This is a genomic window from Flavobacterium sp. PL12, assembly GCF_039123485.1.
In the GTDB taxonomy this organism is placed as follows: domain Bacteria; phylum Bacteroidota; class Bacteroidia; order Flavobacteriales; family Flavobacteriaceae; genus Flavobacterium; species Flavobacterium weaverense.
Genome location: NZ_JBANDI010000025.1, coordinates 29,202 through 48,236, shown reverse-complemented (window position 1 = coordinate 48,236; position 19,035 = coordinate 29,202). Strand labels below are relative to the sequence as shown.

15 protein-coding genes are annotated in these 19,035 nt (G+C 32.9%); 5 read left to right on the top strand and 10 right to left on the bottom strand.

Features of this window, described 5'->3' with window-relative positions; all coding sequences use genetic code 11:
* Positions 1-123 precede the first annotated feature (123 nt).
* The gene (locus tag RCH19_RS12025; RefSeq protein ID WP_343023428.1) at positions 124-1,254 is read left to right on the top strand and encodes a PQQ-dependent sugar dehydrogenase; all 1,131 of its coding nucleotides are present in this window, start codon (positions 124-126) and stop codon (positions 1,252-1,254) included.
* A 3-nt stretch (positions 1,255-1,257) separates the two neighbouring features.
* Entirely contained in the window at positions 1,258-1,704 is a 447-nt protein-coding gene (locus RCH19_RS12020) for a cytochrome c (RefSeq protein ID WP_343023427.1), read from the top strand.
* 12 nt (positions 1,705-1,716) lie between these two features.
* On the opposite strand, the gene RCH19_RS12015 is transcribed toward RCH19_RS12020, so the two are convergent.
* Positions 1,717-3,795, bottom strand: coding sequence for a TonB-dependent receptor (locus RCH19_RS12015; protein ID WP_343023426.1), 2,079 nt, complete (start codon positions 3,793-3,795; stop codon positions 1,717-1,719).
* 314 nt (positions 3,796-4,109) lie between these two features.
* Between RCH19_RS12015 and RCH19_RS12010 the strand changes: the two genes are divergently transcribed.
* From RCH19_RS12010 to RCH19_RS12000, 3 genes are all read left to right on the top strand, one after another.
* Positions 4,110-5,138, top strand: a complete 1,029-nt coding sequence (locus RCH19_RS12010; protein WP_343023425.1) for a hypothetical protein — start codon at positions 4,110-4,112, stop codon at positions 5,136-5,138.
* A gap of 15 nt (positions 5,139-5,153) precedes the next feature.
* A complete protein-coding gene (locus RCH19_RS12005) occupies positions 5,154-6,005 on the top strand; it encodes a polysaccharide deacetylase family protein (RefSeq protein WP_343023424.1) in 852 nt (283 codons plus the stop codon).
* A gap of 212 nt (positions 6,006-6,217) precedes the next feature.
* A complete protein-coding gene (locus tag RCH19_RS12000) occupies positions 6,218-8,461 on the top strand; it encodes an inorganic phosphate transporter (protein WP_343023423.1) in 2,244 nt (747 codons plus the stop codon).
* Between the two features lie 392 nt (positions 8,462-8,853).
* Here the strand turns inward: RCH19_RS12000 and RCH19_RS11995 are convergent, their stop codons facing one another.
* The 9 genes from RCH19_RS11995 to RCH19_RS11955 form a co-directional block, all read right to left on the bottom strand.
* Positions 8,854-10,071, bottom strand: coding sequence for a peptidoglycan DD-metalloendopeptidase family protein (locus RCH19_RS11995; protein WP_343023422.1), 1,218 nt, complete (start codon positions 10,069-10,071; stop codon positions 8,854-8,856).
* Positions 10,072-10,130: 59 nt separating this feature from the next.
* Positions 10,131-10,946, bottom strand: a complete 816-nt coding sequence (locus RCH19_RS11990; protein ID WP_343023421.1) for a DUF4292 domain-containing protein — start codon at positions 10,944-10,946, stop codon at positions 10,131-10,133.
* Positions 10,943-12,295 (bottom strand): cytochrome C biosynthesis protein, encoded by a 1,353-nt coding sequence (locus RCH19_RS11985; RefSeq protein WP_343023420.1) that lies wholly within the window; start codon positions 12,293-12,295, stop codon positions 10,943-10,945. The genes RCH19_RS11990 and RCH19_RS11985 overlap by 4 nt, the downstream gene beginning before the upstream one ends.
* Positions 12,296-12,335: 40 nt before the next feature.
* The gene (locus tag RCH19_RS11980; protein WP_343023419.1) at positions 12,336-13,346 is read right to left on the bottom strand and encodes a sugar phosphate nucleotidyltransferase; all 1,011 of its coding nucleotides are present in this window, start codon (positions 13,344-13,346) and stop codon (positions 12,336-12,338) included.
* Between the two features lie 216 nt (positions 13,347-13,562).
* A complete protein-coding gene (dut, locus tag RCH19_RS11975; protein WP_343023418.1) occupies positions 13,563-13,997 on the bottom strand; it encodes a dUTP diphosphatase in 435 nt (144 codons plus the stop codon).
* A gap of 221 nt (positions 13,998-14,218) precedes the next feature.
* Positions 14,219-15,685, bottom strand: a complete 1,467-nt coding sequence (locus tag RCH19_RS11970; protein WP_343023417.1) for an oligosaccharide flippase family protein — start codon at positions 15,683-15,685, stop codon at positions 14,219-14,221.
* 109 nt (positions 15,686-15,794) lie between these two features.
* A complete protein-coding gene (locus RCH19_RS11965) occupies positions 15,795-16,247 on the bottom strand; it encodes a hypothetical protein (protein WP_343023416.1) in 453 nt (150 codons plus the stop codon).
* Positions 16,248-16,257: 10 nt separating this feature from the next.
* On the bottom strand, positions 16,258-16,701 hold the full coding sequence (locus tag RCH19_RS11960; RefSeq protein ID WP_343023415.1) for a GNAT family N-acetyltransferase: 444 nt from the start codon (positions 16,699-16,701) through the stop codon (positions 16,258-16,260).
* Between the two features lie 188 nt (positions 16,702-16,889).
* Positions 16,890-18,713, bottom strand: coding sequence for a family 10 glycosylhydrolase (locus RCH19_RS11955; protein ID WP_343023414.1), 1,824 nt, complete (start codon positions 18,711-18,713; stop codon positions 16,890-16,892).
* Positions 18,714-19,035 lie beyond the last annotated feature (322 nt).

Sequence of the window (19,035 nt, the reverse complement as noted above, 5' to 3'; positions counted from 1 at the left end):
AAAATCTTTACTCAATCCAATTCGTTAATTCGAACTAAAAATTGCAAGAGAATCTTCTTTTTAATTTGTCTTTTACTATCTTTAAAACTGTTTTATATTCTAAATATTAGTAAAAGCACCATTATGAAAAAAATTATAATCCCTTACCTTTTTCTTTTTTCTGCACTTTCTATAAGTTGTGAAGCACAGGTAAAACAAAATGATGTACCATTAAAAGAAGATTCAAAAAACTACAAATTAGAAACCGTAGCTGGGTCAGGAGATATTTCAATTCCTTGGGGAATGGTGTGGTTACCGGACGGAACAATGGTGGTAACTGAAAAAAGTGGAGCACTTTACCATATTAAAAACGGAACAAAATTAGAGATTAAAAACGTCCCAAAAGTCTATACTCGTGGTCAAGGCGGATTATTAGACATTGCTTTACATCCCAATTATAATAAAAATGGCTGGATTTATATGACTTTTGCTTCTGATGAAGGAGAAGGCACAGGTGGACATACAAAACTCATTCGCGCAAAATTATTGGACGGAAGTCTAACTCAAGTGGAATCTCTTTATAAAGCAACGCCCAATACTACTAAGGGACAACATTTTGGATCCCGAATCGTATTTGACAACGATGGATATCTGTATTTTTCAGTGGGAGAAAGAGGCGACCACTTTGTAAATCCACAAGATATTAAACGCGATGGTGGAAAGATATACCGATTAAATGATGACGGAACAATCCCGAAAGACAATCCTTTTGTAGGTCAAGCTGGAGCGAAGGAAGCTGTTTTTACTTATGGAAATAGAAACCCACAAGGAATGGCGAAAAATCCATTAACAGGAGCAATTTGGGCACACGAGCACGGTCCAAAAGGTGGTGACGAAATCAATATTATAAAAAAAGGAGCTAATTATGGCTGGCCAATAGTTACCTACGGAATTGATTATGATGGAACAACGATTAGTGAAGAAAATGAAAAACCAGGAATTGAAAAACCTATTTATTACTGGCTCCCTTCTATCGCGCCAAGTGGAATGGCATTTGTAACTAGCGATAAATATCCAGACTGGAACGGACATTTACTGGTAGGTTCCTTAAAATTTGAATATCTCGAATTAGTAAAACTAAAAGGAAATGAAGTCATTGGTAGACAAAAAATAGCTGCTGGAGTTGGCCGTGTTAGAAACGTTGCTCAAGGTCCAGACGGATACATTTATATAGGAGTAGAAGGAAAAGGAATTTTAAAAATTATACCAAATTAAATTATGCTTGCAACACAATTATTATTAGGATTTGGAATATTATTGTTAGGAAATCTGAGTTTAGAAAATGCTCGCTTGCAGGATAATTATATAGCTTTCAATTCAGAAACAGCAGTTATTACAGCACTTCAAAACCCTGGAAAAGAGATTTACGCTGATTTTTGCATTCAGTGTCATGGTGCTAATGGAAAAGGAGATGTTGCTGGAAATCCTCCCCTAGCTGGCTCTGACTGGCTGACTACTAAAAGAAATGAAAGTATTGCAGCAGTTAAATTTGGATTAAGTGGAGCAATCACTGTTAATAAGACAAAGTATGACAAAAACATGCCTGCCATGGGGCTTTCTAATGAAGAAGTCGCTGATGTACTGAATTATGCGATGACTTCTTGGGGAAATAAACAAACCAAAGTTGTAAGCCTAAAAGAAGTGGAAGCTATTGCAAAAAAATAATTTTGAAGCGATTTAAAATAGGTAGGTTATAGAAAATCCTCCGTAGTAATTTACTGGATTTCCAGGATAAAAATACCTTGGCAAAGCAGTACCAAAACCAACAGCATTAGGTAAAATATTGGCAGCATATTTAGCGTTCAAGACATTATTAACGCCTGCGTTTATTTCCGTTTTGAGAATCTTTAGAATTGTAAAAGCATAAGTGGTTTTGATGTTAAGCAATGAATACCCTTTGCCGTATTTAGTATTAGAATCATTCAAAGGAATTTTATCCATAATTAAGTAAGAAGTGTTTAAGCTAAAACCATTACTTGTGTTAACATCTAATCCAAAATTAAATTGGTTTTCAGGCACGCCCGTCAATTGATTTCCTGAATAATCTACATCGTTATCTTTAAATTCCTTGAATTTAAAATTATTCACTGCTCCACAAATGTAAGGTGTGATTTGGAAATACTTACCATTCAAAAATTTATAATTTAGCGAAAATTCCATTCCACTATGCGAACTACTTCCTGCATTAATACCCACGTATTGATCATTAGCGGTGCGTCTTGCTACTAACAGATTTGTAATTTGGGTACTATAAAAAGTCAATTCAGTGTATAACTTATTTTGAAGCCAATTTCCCTTGAAACCTATTTCGTAGTTTACTCCCACTTCTGGTTTCAAATCCGTGTTTATCTGACCTTCGGGAGTTAGCGTTTCTGAAACTGCAGGAACCGAAAATCCTTTACTAATTGAGGTAAATATATTTTTTCCATTACTGACTTTGTATGACAATCCAACTCTTGGCGACCATACATTTCCAAAAGTAAAAGGTGCATTTTTAACTTCAATGTTTATATCGAAAGTGTCTCTTAAAGAATATTTGGTTTTGTTAAACGCTAAACCTGTTTCTAGATGAAGTTTTTCGGTGAGCCAAATTTCCATTTGTAAAAAGTAGTTACTATACTTTCGATCTTGCTCAATTGCACTAAACTCCTCCCCTTTTATACTTCCTTTCCCCGGCTGTGATTGATACAAGTTTTTAAAGAGAGAAAATTCGTAATTCTCTTTGAGCAATTCTGTTCCAAAGCTTAGTTCGAAAGGTAGAGAGAATAATTGCGTTGCATAATTCACATTTGAACGAAATCCTATTGTACTTGTATTATCTTCTAAAATATCAAATGGTCTTGGTTCATAAGCCTCTTTAAAATTAGAAAAAACACTAGTTTGTAAGGACCATTTATCTGAAAATCGATGATCATATCCCAGTCCTATCATCACTTTATCGTAGGATTCAAATCCTTGAGCAGCTTGCCACGTACTGGCGGCTTTCTCTGGATTATTATTTAAATCTGTTTCATTAATAGAGCTTGGAATAAAAGCTTTCAAGCGTGTAAAAGTTCCTAAAAATGATAGATTACCGTTTACATTTATTTTTTGTTTGCCGTGAAGAGTAAAAGATTTCCTTTTGTAGGCGCTATTGGTTCTAAATCCATCACTCTCTAAATCATTGTAACTCGCATATAAATTAGTTTTGGTATCACTAAACCCTGCAGAGAGCCTTTGTTGCAATAATCCAAAACTTCCAAATGTAGTTGTTGCCTTTCCAAAAGATTCTGACAAAGCTGTCTCTTTAGAAAACAAATGAATTACTCCTCCTAATCCAGAACCAAAACTAGTGGCATTTGGGCCCTTTATAATTTCTATTTTTTCGATAGATGCTACTTCAATATCTTCAATAGTAGTCTCGCCTTCGCCCGAAGTGAGTGGAATTCCATCAAAATAAGCTTTTATCTTATTTGTACCATATTGAGAACGCGCGCCAATTCCACGAATCGTAATCCTATTAGTATTTAAAGCTCCTTGTTGCATTGTAACGCCCGGGATTTTATTAAAAATGGGAGTTAACACAATTCCGTCGCTTTTATTAATATCGGCAGTTGTGATGACAGCTATCGAAGAAGCTGCATTTTGAAGTTGTTGCTTAATAGGTGACCCTTTTAAAGTGATTGCTTCAAGCGCTATGGTATCTTTTTTTACCTGTCCATAAACAGAACTAATACTGATAAAAAAGGCTAGATTGACAAAAATAATTTTAAACAAGCTTTCGAATATTTGAAGTGAAAAAAATAACTATAAAGTTAGCTTTTTCTTTCCATTTTAAAAGTAAACTATAGCTTTGAATACTTTAAAATCATGAGTTACTACGATTATATGTCGCATCGGAAATAAGGTTTCTATTTTTAAAATAATAATGTCTTTTATTAATCCTTAAATTATATAAAAAATAGTACTTTGAGACATAATTTTATTAGATTAGTCGCGCTGTAAAAAACATATCTTTGCTCTGTGATTCAGAATAAAAAGTATCTTTAAAACTGTAATTCCTTTTCCAATTAATAGAACATTTAACTACTATGAAAAAATCAACAATTGCGTTCATTGCACTTCCTTTATTGCTGTTAGGCACCATCGCTTGTAATCGCAGCAAAGCGGCAGATACGGATAACAGTACAGTTAAATCAGAGGCCGTAAAAAAGGATTCAATTGAGGAGAAAAAAGTACTTACGATAGATACGCTCGACTACAATAAAAGAATGGTAGCAATGAGTAACAGCGATACAACAGGAAGATGGCCAGTAAAAGCGCCATATCCTTTGCCGGGCGCTATATTGCCTTACAACAGAATTATTGCGTATTACGGTAATTTATATTCTACAAGAATGGGCATTTTAGGTGAAATTCCTAGAAAAGAAATGCTTGAAAAACTACAAGGTGAAGTGGCTAAATGGCAAGCTGCAGAACCCACTGTTAAAGCGATTCCTGCTCTACATTATATTGCTGTAACCGCTCAAGGTGCTCCAGGGAAAGATAATATGCACCGCATGAGAATGCCTTTTAAACAAATTGATACCATTATTAAATGGGCTAAACCAATTGACGCCTTAGTTTTTGTTGATATTCAGGTAGGACACAGCAGCGTGAAAGCAGAAGTAAACCAATTAGTAGATTATCTTTCTATGCCTAACGTACACTTGGGAATTGATCCTGAATTTTCTATGAAAGGTGGTGAACGTCCAGGAACTAAAATTGGACATTTTACAGCAGCAGATATTAATGATGCTATTGATATTCTTGCGGACATCGTTCGAAAAAATAACTTAACTCCCAAAATACTTGTTGTACATCGTTTTACACAAGGAATGGTAAAAAACTATAAAGACATAAAAATTGTTCCTGAAGTTCAGGTCGTAATGGATATGGATGGTTTTGGTAGCAAAGTACTTAAGAAATCTACCTATTTGCGCTACATATATAGGGAACCAGTACACTTCACTGGCTTTAAATTATTTTATAAAAATGATAATAAGAACGATTGGTCGATGTACACTCCAGAGGAATTAGTCAAATTCACCCCGAAACCAATGTACATCCAATATCAATAATTAAATATTTGCATTATGAAAAATAGTATTATTGTAGTTTTCTTAGGGCTCTTCTTATTAGTGGGATGTCAGTCAGAAACTCGTAAAACAAAAACCGAAACCGAAACAGCAATTGACGGCGATACGATTACTGTTAAGAAAGTAGAAGCTAAAAACGTAATGGCAGATGCCGCAAAAATTCTTTCCAAAAAAGAAGTGCCTATTTTATGTTACCATAATATTAGAGAATTTAGCAATACTGCAAGCGCTGTTATGAAAACAAATACGGTGAAACCAGCTGCTTTTGCTGCGCAAATGAAAGCGCTAGCTGATGCTGGTTATCAGACGATTTTGCCAGAGCAACTTTATGATTATTTAGTTTACGATGGCCCCATTCCTGCAAAACCTATAATGATCACATTTGACGACACTAGAATAGATCAATTTACTATTGGTGAAGTCGAAATGAAAAAGTACGGTTTCAAGGGAGTGTTTTTTATAATGACAGTTGCTATAAATCGTCCCGGTTACATGAGTAAAGAGCAAATAAAAACGCTTTCTGATGACGGTCATGTTATCGCTTCACATACTTGGGATCACCACATGGTTACTAAATATGCTGGCGAAGATTGGAATACACAATTTGTTAAACCTAAAGCAAAACTAGAGGAGATCATTGGAAAACCAGTAACAGACTTTGCTTACCCTTTCGGATTGTGGAATACAACAGCAATTCCTGAATTAAAAAAGAGCGGGCATAAAATGGCGTATATTTTGTCGACTAAAAGGGATTCAATTGATCCTCTTCATACTATTAGACGTATTATAATATCAGGAACATCATCACCTGAAGGAATGATAAAATCTATAGAATCATCGTTTAAGTAAACACATCTCTTCTGCGGCTTCCAAATTACAAAATTACTTAGAGAAAATTTTCAAATACTGCTTCGCTAATATTATAATATATTGATTAAAGCGTCATCAAAAAAGAATTTGTACATTAAGCCTTGAATTACGCATAACTTTTTAATAACATTAAGTTAACATGCAAACAGAATTCTTAAAGGACTTTTGTACAAAATTAAACTTTGATTTAAATGGAGCAGATTTATGTAATAATGTTGCTAGTTTTGGGCGTCTTAGCCGTTATAGATTTGGTCGTAGGAGTCAGTAATGACGCAGTAAACTTCTTAAATTCTGCGGTAGGTTCAAAAGCTGTTTCATTCAAAACTACCATGATTGTAGCAAGTCTTGGAGTGCTCGTTGGAGCAATGTTTTCAAGCGGAATGATGGAGATTGCTAGAAGCGGAATTTTTGTTCCTAGCATGTTTAGTTTCAACGATGTTATGATTATCTTCTTGGCAGTAATGATATCTGACATTCTATTACTGGATGTTTTTAACTCTTTAGGATTACCAACATCAACTACAGTTTCTATTATTTTTGAATTATTAGGAGCAGCAGTCTGTTTAGCTTTATATAAAATCTACACTTCTGATGAGACTTTAGACCATTTAGGAATGTATATCAATACTAAAAAAGCATCCACAATTGTTTACAGTATTTTACTCTCTGTGATATTATCTTTCTCACTAGGTAGTTTTATTCAATACATTTCAAGACTTATTTTCACGTTCCATTACGAGAAAAAATTAAAATACTTTGGTGCAATTTTCGGAGGAGTAGCAATTTCAGCAATTTCGTTCTTTATATTAATAAAAGGTTTAAAAGGTGTTTCATTTATTTCTGCAACACAATTTGATTGGATTGATAAACATCAGTTTTTAATTTTAGGAATTCTTTTTGTTTTCTTCCTTGTGCTTTCGCAAATATTAATAAGCTTTTTCAAAGTCAATATTTTACGTGTTATTATCCTTATTGGAACTTTTGCATTAGCATTAGCATTCGCAGGAAATGATTTAGTAAACTTTATTGGAGTTCCAATTGCTGCCTTTAATTCGTATCAAATTTTTCAAGGAAGTGGCGTTTCTGGTGACGAGTTTATGATGGGTGCTTTAGCAAATGATGATATTGTCGCTCCATTTTATTTCTTGATGTTTGCTGGTGTTGTAATGGTAGTTACTTTATGGACTTCGAAAAAGGCAAAAAGTGTTATTGAAACTGGCGTAAATTTATCGAGACAAGGTGATGGAGACGAAAAATTCACACCTAATACTGCTTCTAGAGTTATCGTTCGAATGGGAGTTTATGTAGGTCAAGCCATTAATATTTTTTTACCAAAAAAATTACAAATTAAAATCGACAGCCGATTTATCAATGTAGAGAAATCAAAGAAAAAGTCTGAAGATGAACCTGCTTTTGATATGGTAAGAGCATCTGTGAATTTAATGGTTGCTAGTATTTTAATTTCAATTGGTACCTCTCTTAAATTACCACTTTCTACAACTTATGTTACGTTCATGGTTGCAATGGGAACGTCGTTTGCTGATAGAGCTTGGGATAGAGAAAGTGCTGTTTACAGAATAGCAGGTGTTTTTAAAGTGATTGGTGGATGGTTTTTTACAGCAATAATTGCTTTTGTACTAGCTTTTATAATGGCTTATATTTTAAAAGTAGGCGAAATTTTTGCTTTCGTAGGATTGTTGCTTTTACTAGGAATCATACTATATAAAAGTTCTAGAAAACACAAGCAAAAGATCAAAATTGAGGAGGAAATTAAAAGCCTACGTAAAGAAGATATTGCTACTGTACACGAAATGATAACGGAGAGCTCTGCTCAAATTTCAAAAGTTTTCCGTAAAACTAGTGCATTGTACTCTAATGTCATAGACAACTTAAGTTTGCAAGATTTAGCAAAATTAAAAGACAATAAAAAAGACCAAAAGAAGCTGGAAAAAGAGATTGACGAATTAAAAAGCAATGTTTTTTATCTAATAAAAAATCTTGATGATACATCAGTAGATGCAAGTAAATTCTATATATTAATTTTAGGCTATTTGCAAGATATGGTTCAGTCTATTGATTTTATAACCTCTACAAGTTATTCACACGTTAATAATAACCACAAGCATTTAAAGTTTAACCAAATTAGAGATTTAAAAACAATTGATAGACAACTTCAAAATTTATTACAACTATTAGAAGATAGTTTTAAAACTGAAGATTTCTATAAAATTGATCTTATTCTAAATGACAAACAAATATTGCTTGATACCGTTTCTGAATTAATTACAAAGCAAATTAAGAGAATTCGAACAACTGAAACGAGCGCAAAGAATAGTAAGTTATACTTTGCTTTATTACTTGAAACAAATGATCTAGTGAAGTCGCTGATGGGACTATTAGAGTTGTTTAAAGAGTTCAACAAGCTCAACAAATAAAAGATTAAGTATCGAGTGATAAAGGAGCTGTAATAAGTACGTATTATCTTCTACAAAACTTTTAGGTTAATTATTCAGCATGATGTTCAATGAATTTAATGGTTGTGAAAATGCAGCTCTTTTTTGATTGGGTTTGTTGTTTTAAATCGAATCAAATTGTCAATTAAAATCATGCGGTTGAGATTGTTCCTGAGTAACAATAATGGATTAAATTTAGCTTTCATTCTAGAGTTTGTTATCTGTCACTCTTACTTTGGAAGCGTTTATAACGTGATTGATATAGCAGTTCTTTGATAGGATAACTTATTAGACTAAAAAACACTAAATAAAAAAAAGCACTATTGAATTCCTCAGAATTCGATAGTGCTTTTTCATTTAAAATAAGAGTGGATTTATCTTCTAGATAACCAACCTTCAGGATCGTTATAACTTGTGTTTTGAAGAATTAAAAACTTAATAATTGTTTTTCCTGTCTCCCCATTAGTTCGAACAGTTCCTATACTTTGTTTGATTCCTACTTTATCTCCTTTACTTACACTCACAGAACTCAAGTTTTGATATACTGTAAAGTAATCTCCGTGCTGAATCATTACTGCTTTATTCACCGGCGATAGAATGATAACGCTAGTTACTTCACCACCAAATACGGCTCTTGCAGTTGCTCCCTTATCAGTTGTAATTTCGACACCACTGTTGTGTACCGTAATCGTATTGAATAATGGATGCGTTTGGTTTCCATATCCTAATGAAACATATCCCTTTTCTACTGGATAAGGTAATCTTCCTTTATTTGATCTAAAATTATCCGCAATAATTTTTGCCTCTGGAGTCAATTCAATTTTAGAAGAAGACACAGCCGCTTTTGAAACCGGAGCGCTAGGATTAGCTTTTGCTTTTTCTAATGCCGCTTTTCTGTTGGCTGCAGCAATAGCTTCCCGAATTAATTTATTAATTTGTCTATCGATGGTGCGATATTCTTGTTGCTTTTTACCAATTTCTCGAGAGATTTTAGTTTTATCTTTCTTAAGAACATTTACTAATTTTTGCTGCTCTTGTTTTTCTTTTTCTAATGAAATACGTTCTTTTTGATTCTCAGCAATTAATTTTTGTTTTGCCGTTTTTTGAACATCTAACTTTGCATTAAAGTCAGTTAGTTTGTTAGATTTTGTTTTAATCTCCTCCCCTTGCATCTTTCTATAACCAGTATACTGCTTCATATACTGCGCTCTTTTATACGCTTGTAAAAAACTTTCAGAAGACAGTAAAAACATTGCTCTACTTTGCTCAGATCTACTCTTGTATGATTTTACGATCATTTTTGAATAATCCTCTTTCAGTTCCGCTAGTTCCTTTTTAAGTTTATTGATTTGAACTTGATTAATATACATATCATTACTCAGCAATTTTGTTTGCTTTTCTGTCGTGTTAATTAAATTTTCTTTTAGCTTAATTTTCGTGCTTTGAATGACAACTATATTAACAGCTGATTTTTCTTTTTGCTTTACACTTTGCAATAATTTTTCATTTTCACGAATTTCTTTTTGGATTTGAGCTTTGCGTTGTTCTAATTTTTCTTGCTGAGAATCTTGACTCCATAGTAATGAAGTCATACAAATAAAAATTAGGCTTAGGAGAAATTTTGGCATATTGAAAAAATATTTTTGCAAATTTACTTAATTATAATTCTTTTGTACCCTTTTGGAACACTATAAGGAAAAGAAAGTTCTTCATTAAACGATACTGAGTTGTATTCTAGATTAATTTCAGTATTTCCTTTCTTCTGTATTGTATTGATTAAAATTTTTGACGGTAAAACTGCTTGATCATAAACCTTACTATCTGCGTAAGCGACTTTTATCATGCGCTCCTCTGCAGTTTGAGTTATTTCTTGTTTCTCTACTAAAAATCTATTAGCATCTAAAAAGAATGACTTTTTCGTGTTTTTATTAGAAGCATCATCTAACTTATACGTTTGCTCTAGCAATGATTCTAAGTATTTACCTTTAGTCAAATCATCGATAGCCTCTCCTAGTAACATATTTTGAATCTTTCCATAATCTAAATCAGTTCCTAACCACTGGCTCAAACTACTAAAATCTCCTTCAAAATATTTACCACCTATCTTCTCGTAATAATTTACTGCTGTAGGGGTAATCAATGCTTTAGCCATCGTTATTCCTAAAAAACGAATACTCACTAAAATTTGCTCGTCTTTTTTTATTTTTATTTCTGCAGTTACATTTTGTGTTTGCTTATCATCTGCATAACGTGCATTAGACTTAATATATAATGTCGAAAACTGAATTTTATTGTCGTAATGCTTTTCTATTATTTTTTTGGCTGACATGTAATTAGCCTGCTTCACAGGCTCATTACTTGCTGAAACTGCAATCGCTTTTGTTTTACACGACATAAAAGTCAGTGAAGTTGCTATACAAAGAACTAGTACTCTAACTGTTCCTTTTATTACTTTATTTTTAATCATTTTTTTTCTTTTAATAATTGATTGGCTTTAGAGAAGAACTCATCTTTTTTCTTAAAATCTCCTAACCCATTATAGGCTTCTCCTAATTGAATATTGAAATTTATTTCCAATTCCTTATTCTCTACTACATAATCCATGCCCATTTCCAATAGATCTTTGGCTTTTTTATATTCCCTTAATTGATTTTTAGCCAATCCAGCATAATAGTAAAACTGCGGTTGTGTTGGGAAAGTCTCCAACATTTCCTCAGATTTTTTTGCTAACACACTAAACTCTTTCATCTCAGTGTACGCCTGCAGCAAAAGCAAATTAGTTTCAACCGCTTCATCCGATCTCGTATTTAACGACTTTTCATAATATTTTACGGCCTTTTCAAATTGCTTCTTAGCATGAAAAAACTTCCCTAACTCTTTTGCTACATTAACTGACTTATCATTGTCAAAGTAGCTAACAGCTTTCTCTAAATCTGTTGCATATTGAGGGTTTTTATCTGAAAAAATTAAAAACTCATTCAAGATTCGGTGTTTTATCTTAGAATCAATTTTCGAACTAGCGAGAACAATGTTCATCGCATTGATTGCTTTAGGACCGTCATTAACATCTATATAACTTTTAAACAAACTAACTTGTGCCCACTCTGAATTCGGAATTGCTTTTTCTAATTTTTTAACGACTTCAAATGCTTTTGATTCTTCGTTATTTTTAGAATACAAGAATATGAGATTGAGATAATTTGACTCTTCAGTAGGATATTTATCAATCTGTGAAATCAAGTTTATCACTTCAATATTTTGAAATTTTCCTTGAGACAGAATTTGGTTTTTATATATTTCTCTTCGATCTGTTTTACCAATTGTTTCCTCTAGTTCTTGTATTAACACTAATGCTTTTTCAAATTGGTTTGTTGCCATATAAAGTGAAGTTAAATCCTCCTTATACTTTGCATCAAATTCAATCAATTTATTAATTACAATAATTCCTTGATTATAATTTTTTGTCTCATAAGTCACATCGTACATCCCAATCCAAAACCACTTATTCTTTGGATCAATTTTAGCAGACGTTTCAAATGAAGAATAAGCGTTTTTATACTCTTTTAATGCTAAATAATTTTTTCCTAGTTCGAAATATACTGTTGCATCATTGGGTTTGATTTTTTTTGCTTTATCCAACGCAGCAATTGCTTTATCGTAATTCTCAATTCCTTTTTGAAGCAATGATTCATAAAAAAGTTCCTGAAATTGATCCGTGTCTAACTTTATTTCTTCTGGCTCTGTTTGTGCCCACAGCAAAGCTGAGTTGCTTTGCAAAACCAAAAATAAAATTAATATAAAGGATCGTTTTTTCATTAGTACTTTTCCAATTCTTCAGTTAAAGGTTTTATTATCCTTATTCTAAAACAGAATAATCTCCAATGCTTACTGCGGTGAAATTACCGTCAAAAGCAGCATGATTTCCAATCATTGCATTATCTAAAGAAGCATTTTTTATATGGGAATGCGTTTGAACTAAACTATTTTTAATGGTACTATTTTGTACATGGCAACCATCACCTAATGAAACATTGGGTCCAACCGTAGCATTAATTAAAATCACATTTTTACCAATATAACAAGGTGCAATAATTGTTGAATTTTCAGTTTTTACATCATAATCAACAAGATGTTCACCGTCATTATGCAAGAATCCTAACATTCTAGAATTAGTTTCTACAGTTACGTTTTTATTACCGCAATCCATCCATTCCGCTACTTTTCCCGGGACAAATTTCATTCCTTTGGCCATCATTTGCTTGATACCATCGTTGATTTGGTATTCACCACCGTGAATAATATTGTTGTCAAGCACTAACTGCAATTCATTCTTTAACACAGCAATGTCCTTGAAATAATAAATTCCTATCACAGCAAGATCAGAAACGAATTCAGTTGGTTTTTCAACTAATTCTACGATCTCATTTGCTTCATTTAATTTCACTACACCAAAAGCTTCTGGCTGATCCACTTGTTTCACCCAAATAACACTATCTGCATCTTTATCTAAATCAAAGTCAGCTCTAATTAGCGTATCTGCGTAAGCGATAACTGCTGGTCCGCTCAAAGAATCTTTAGCACACATAATAGCGTGACCGGTTCCTAAAGCTTCATTTTGATAATAAATAGTTCCTTTAGCACCTAATTTAGTGGCAATAGCGATTAATTCCTCCTCTACTTTTTTGCCAAAACTTTCGTGAATAATAAAAGCTACTTCCTCTATGTCTTGTTGTAAAACACCAGCGATGTCTTCGACTAAACGGTGTACGATTGGTTTTCCTGCAATAGGAATTAATGGTTTAGGAATGGTTAAAGTATGTGGACGAAGGCGTGATCCACGACCCGCCATAGGAACGATTATTTTCATGTTATTTTTTTATTAAACGCAAAATTCACGAAGGTTTTTCGCAAATTTAACGAAGGTTTTTATTATTATTTTTAGCCACAAATTAAACTAATTTCCGTGGATTTTTATTTTATTGCGAGGAGTTGCAAGGCACAAAGCAATGCAATCTCATACTTAAGTTGATACTTTTCTTTTTTATAATACTTCGACTGAATACTATATACTGAACACTGATCACTACTTCACTCCCGTACTACCAAAACCGCCTTCTCCTCTCGAAGTTTCTGTTAGTTCTTGTACTTCAATCCAGTTGGCGCGTTCGTGTTTAGCAATAATCATTTGTGCGATGCGTTCTCCGTTTTGAATTACGAAATCATCATTTGATAAATTTACTAAAATCACTCCAATTTCGCCACGGTAATCCGCATCTATTGTTCCTGGTGAATTGAGCACCGTAATTCCGTTTTTTGCAGCAAGTCCACTTCTAGGACGTACTTGTGCTTCATAACCTATAGGTAAAGCTATAAAAAGACCTGTTTTTATAATTGCTCTTCCTAACGGCTTTAAGGTTACGGACTCGGTAATATTAGCTCTTAAATCCATTCCTGCTGAAGCTATAGTTTCATAGTTAGGCAAAGCGTGAGCCGATTTGTTTATAATGTCTATTGTCATTTTATATTTTTTATCAAAATTGAAGCGAAATTTTAAAAGTTATATGTTCTCTCAGATATAGATTCTAGCCGTGATGGAAGTGGAAAGCCTTTTTTTATAAAATTATATTTTTACTTGTGCAAAAAGAGCGACTGCAAGAAGCTCCTTTTTGCACTTAGAAAAAAATGATTTAAGGAAAAAGCTTGAAACATACAGCGCGATTAGCTCATAGAACTAAATATTTAACTTGGTTTTCTTTTCAAAATTTTAGTTAATAAATCTTTTTCGTTGTGGTAAATGAAATACATAAATAATAGTAATAGCGGGATTCCGACGAAATAATTTTCTCGAAAGCCATAAAATGAAATCACTGAGAATCCGATGGAAACTAGCATATAAATTGAAATTTTATTCATGTCGTAAGGAATAGGATAATATTTATTTCCAAAATAGTACGAAATTCCCATCATGCTTCCATACGCCGCGATAGTTGCAATAGCAGAACCGTAATAACTCATAGATGGGATCAGCAAATAATTTAGCGCTAATGTTATGATGGCTCCCACAATTGAAATATAAGCACCATAATGCGTTTTATCGATGAGTTTGTACCAAACGGAGAGATTGGTGTAAATTCCTAAGAAAAAATTAGCTAAAATTATCAGCGGAACAACCTTCATCGCTTCCCAATACGACTCGTCTTGAATCATTATTATTTTTAGAATATCAGCAAAAACAATAACTGAAAGTAAAATAAAGGATCCAAAAATGACAAAATATTTAGTAATTGTGGCGTAGGTTTGAGGTGCATTTTCATTTGAAGCATGACTAAAAAAGAAGGGTTCAATTCCTAATGTATACGCAGTACGGTACAAAACCATAAACAATCCAAGTTTATAACAGGCGGAATAAACGCCAACCTCTGAAACGGCAATGTCAGCTGGTAATAGATAGCCAAGTAAAATTTTATCAAATTGCTCGTTGATGGCAAATGCGATTCCGGCAATCATTATAGGCATTCCGTATTTTATCATTTGTTTCCAAAGCTTATAATCAAATTGCCATTTAAGCTTGAAATAATTAGGAGATAAGACTAGGAACGTAAGTAAACTTGCTACAATATTAGACACAAAAATATATCCTATTTGGAAATCTTCGAGGTATAAATTGCTCAGTAAATAATTTGGATTTGACTTTGATAAAGCGGGAAGCCAGATTAAGAAGAAAAGATTTAAAAATAAATTTACAGCTACGTTGCCTATTTTTACAACCGCATATCTTATGGGCTGCTGGTTGACTCTTAACTTAGAGAAAGGCACAATTACTAATGCGTCTAAAACCAAAATCCAAATCGTGTATGTGATGAACTGCACATCAATTCCAGACCATTTTGCTATAGTATTTTGCGATAGCAAGGACAAAATTAAAAATATGAAAGAGGTCCAAAAAATAGAAACTGAAGTAGTTTCAACAACGGCATTTTTATTGCTTTCCTTATTGTAAAATCTAAAAAAGGCAGTCTCCATTCCATAAGCAAGTATGACATTAAAAAAAATCATTCCAGCAAATATGATAGAGATTTTTCCGTACTCCTCTTTTGGAAGTTCGTTTGTATATAATGGCACCAATAAAAAACTGAACATCCGCGGAATCACAGTAGCTAATCCATAGATCGCGGTTTGTTTAAATAGATTTTTATATAATCCCAAAATGGTATGTTAATTAAATTAAAGGAACAAAAATAACCAATTCTTTCATTTAATCATCTGAAGTACCAAATTGTTTTAGAACTGTTGAATTGTGGAATAAAATAAAAAACTATCGGACTAGTCTTTCATTTACGTTTGTAATTTTGAAGTAATATTTTCGGTTTTTTTTCGAATATTGTACTACTGCTTCATTTGATTTTAAAACAAATTTTGACTTTTTTACTGAAGGAGCTTTATTTCCATACTCTTTACTAGCATTACCATCTAAAATCAAATCGGTGTTTTTACTTTTATTATTAAACTGTGCTCGAAATGTATTTTTCGAAATCGATTCAAAGACTGCCGTCTTATCATTGAAATGTACTTCTTCTAATTGCAGTTTGCTATTGAGCTGCTCTTTTAAATCTATAAAAAAATAAGTTTTACCATCTTCTTTATTTGTTTGATAATAAGCGGCTATTATTTCTTGTGGAAATTCCGACTGGAATTCTTGTTTACTAGCGCAAAAAGTAACGCTCAATGCGATTATAAGGATCGAAATAATTCTAATAACTGTTTTCATAATAAATGATTTAACTTAATCCGTCTTCGTTTAAAATCTTGAGAAAATGGAATCCCTTTGGTACATATCCTTGATTATAATAAAATCGATGTGCTGTGAAATTTCCTGTAAAAGCATCAAGTACAATCATCGTGCAATCTGTTTCTTTGGCTTTCTTATCGATATAGTCTGTCATCATCTTACCAATTCCTTTCATTCTGTGATCTGGATGGACAATAAAATTATCGATTTCTAAGTACTTACCGGACCAAAGTTTTGTTCCAGACCATAATCCTGAAATTCCAACACATATATCACCTTCAAAGACAACTACTTGAGTGTAATTATGCGGAATCATCTCGCTTAAATAGGATTTATATTTCTCTAGAGTAAACTTAATATAGAGATGTTGCATCACTTCAAATTGCGCGATCATCTCGTCCATAGTGCTCAGTTCTCTTATTTCTAATCTCATTTTTTGCTTGTTAATTGCTTTTGTAAAAATAAACAAATCAATAGTAATACCAGTTTTATCAAAAACAATAATCTACTAAAATAATGGATATTTAAATAATTGTAATATAAATTCTGAATAGAATAAAAAATGAAGCCATCTTAGCATAAATGCTGAGATGGCTTCTTCAATTTAAAAAGAAAAGTATTTTATCTTTTTATAATTTTAAAACTTTCACTTGTTCCATTTTCAAAATCAATCCTTACATAATAAATGCCGCTATTCAAATTTGTAGGAGCTACTTTTACTTTGGAATCTACAATGGATTTAGCCTCTTGCTGCCAAACTTGTCTTCCAGTTGATTCGTAAATAGTGATAATTACATTATTAGTGTTTAAACTATTTAATTGAATAGTAAAGTCAGTTACGAATGGATTTGGATAAGCAATAAATGATTTACTATCGGCTAGTTGAGTATCTCCTATTCCTAGATTAGGATCGTATGTACCTGCTTCATTATTGTTTTTGTCTAAGGAAGTAACTACAATAAATTTGTTGTCAACTTGATCTTGTGTTAATACAAACTGGTTTGCAGCTGTTATCTCAATAATTTTTGAGCCGTCATCTTTATTAGTGACTGCTTCAGCAGCGTTATCAAATGCATATATCACATATTTTGCAGGTAAATCGCCATCTGCGGCAGCAACTGGGGTGTCCCAACTCAAAACTGTTCCTGTTTTTATAATATTAACCGGTGGATTTGGACAAATAGCGTCTTTTCCAAAAATTGGTGGGGCAAAAGATTTATACTTGTATTCCGCAGAGAGAATATTAGTATTGATAGATTTTGAATTCGCTTTAATTGAAGCGTAACTGTAAGCTATTTGACCAAATGTAGCGTCCATCGTTGCTGATCTGTTGTGAATAATTTGGTTCTGAAACTCTACAGAAGTATAATTATTAAAATCATCCATTTTATAGTATGCCTGACTTAGATACACTTGCTTATTTCTACTTTTAACCTGGTCATTCCACCATTGTGATAGTTTTACGTAATCCTGACCACCACCAATTTTCCAATATAATTGAGGGGCTAGATAATCTACCTTTCCAGCGTCTAGCCAAGCAAGAGGATCGTAAAATAGATCATTGAAATGAGAACCACCAGTTATTCCTGTTGGCACTCCACTCTTCCAAATTCCAGAGGGGCTTACACCGAAAACTATATTCTTGTTTAAATTAGTATTGATTACTTGAATTGCATCATATACCATACCTATCATAAGTTTGCCATTCTCCCTTCTCCAGTTTGCTAGAGATAAATTAGTAGGATTATAATCGATAAAGGATTGACTATCTTGATTATTTGGCGTTGCTGTCATAAACCCGCTCGGATAAAAGTAGTCATCAAAATGGATTCCGTCGACATTATAACGTGTTCCGATATCCTCAATAATGGATACAATATAATCACGCACTGCGGGTATTCCCGGATTAAGTATTTTTAAATTAGCGTTCGTTGCAGCAGTTAACACCCATGAAGGATTAGTATTTGATGGGTGATTAGCAGCGTTTGTATAGCTACCATTCTTTGATCGATAGGGATTAATCCAAGCATGTAAATCAAGTCCACGGCTATGAGCTTCAGTGATTGCGAATGCTAATGGATCCCATAGTGGACTAGGCGCAACTCCTTCAGTTCCGGTTAAATAAATAGACCAAGGTTCTATAGCAGATTGATAAAGAGCGTCACCTGAAGGGCGAACTTGAAGAAAAACTGTATTGTATCCATAGAATTTTAGGTTATCTAAAATCGTCAGTAATTCTGCTTGTTGCACCGCGGGTGTTGCGAGCTTGTTAGTTGGCCAATTCAAATTAAAAACAGAAGCGAGAAAAACTCCTCTTAAATCTCTCTTCGGTGTGGTTTTACTAAACTCATTGTCTTGCGGGCATTGCGCTGCAGCCAGAGACAAGAATAAAAATAGACCGCCTGAAAATGCGATCTTGAGATGCTTTAAAGTAATGTTCTTCATAATAAAATGGTTAATTGGTTAGTTTTCAATCAATTTGCTAAGGAATTAAGAGGCTAAATATAGACAAAATTTAAATCGAAATAATTTATTATGCATCTTATTTACCTAAAAGAATGAATAATGCATTAAAACGCATTAAATTAATCTGTTTTTCGAAGATTACAGGCAAAATAACAAGTTTAGAAATAGTGAGAAATTACTCAGATTACAAAAAAGGATTTATTATATAGGACAAAAAAAAACGACTGAATTTACATTCAGTCGTTTTTTTAAATTTATTTAGAAGATAATTTTTATAAAAATTAAAAATTTTTCTTATCCA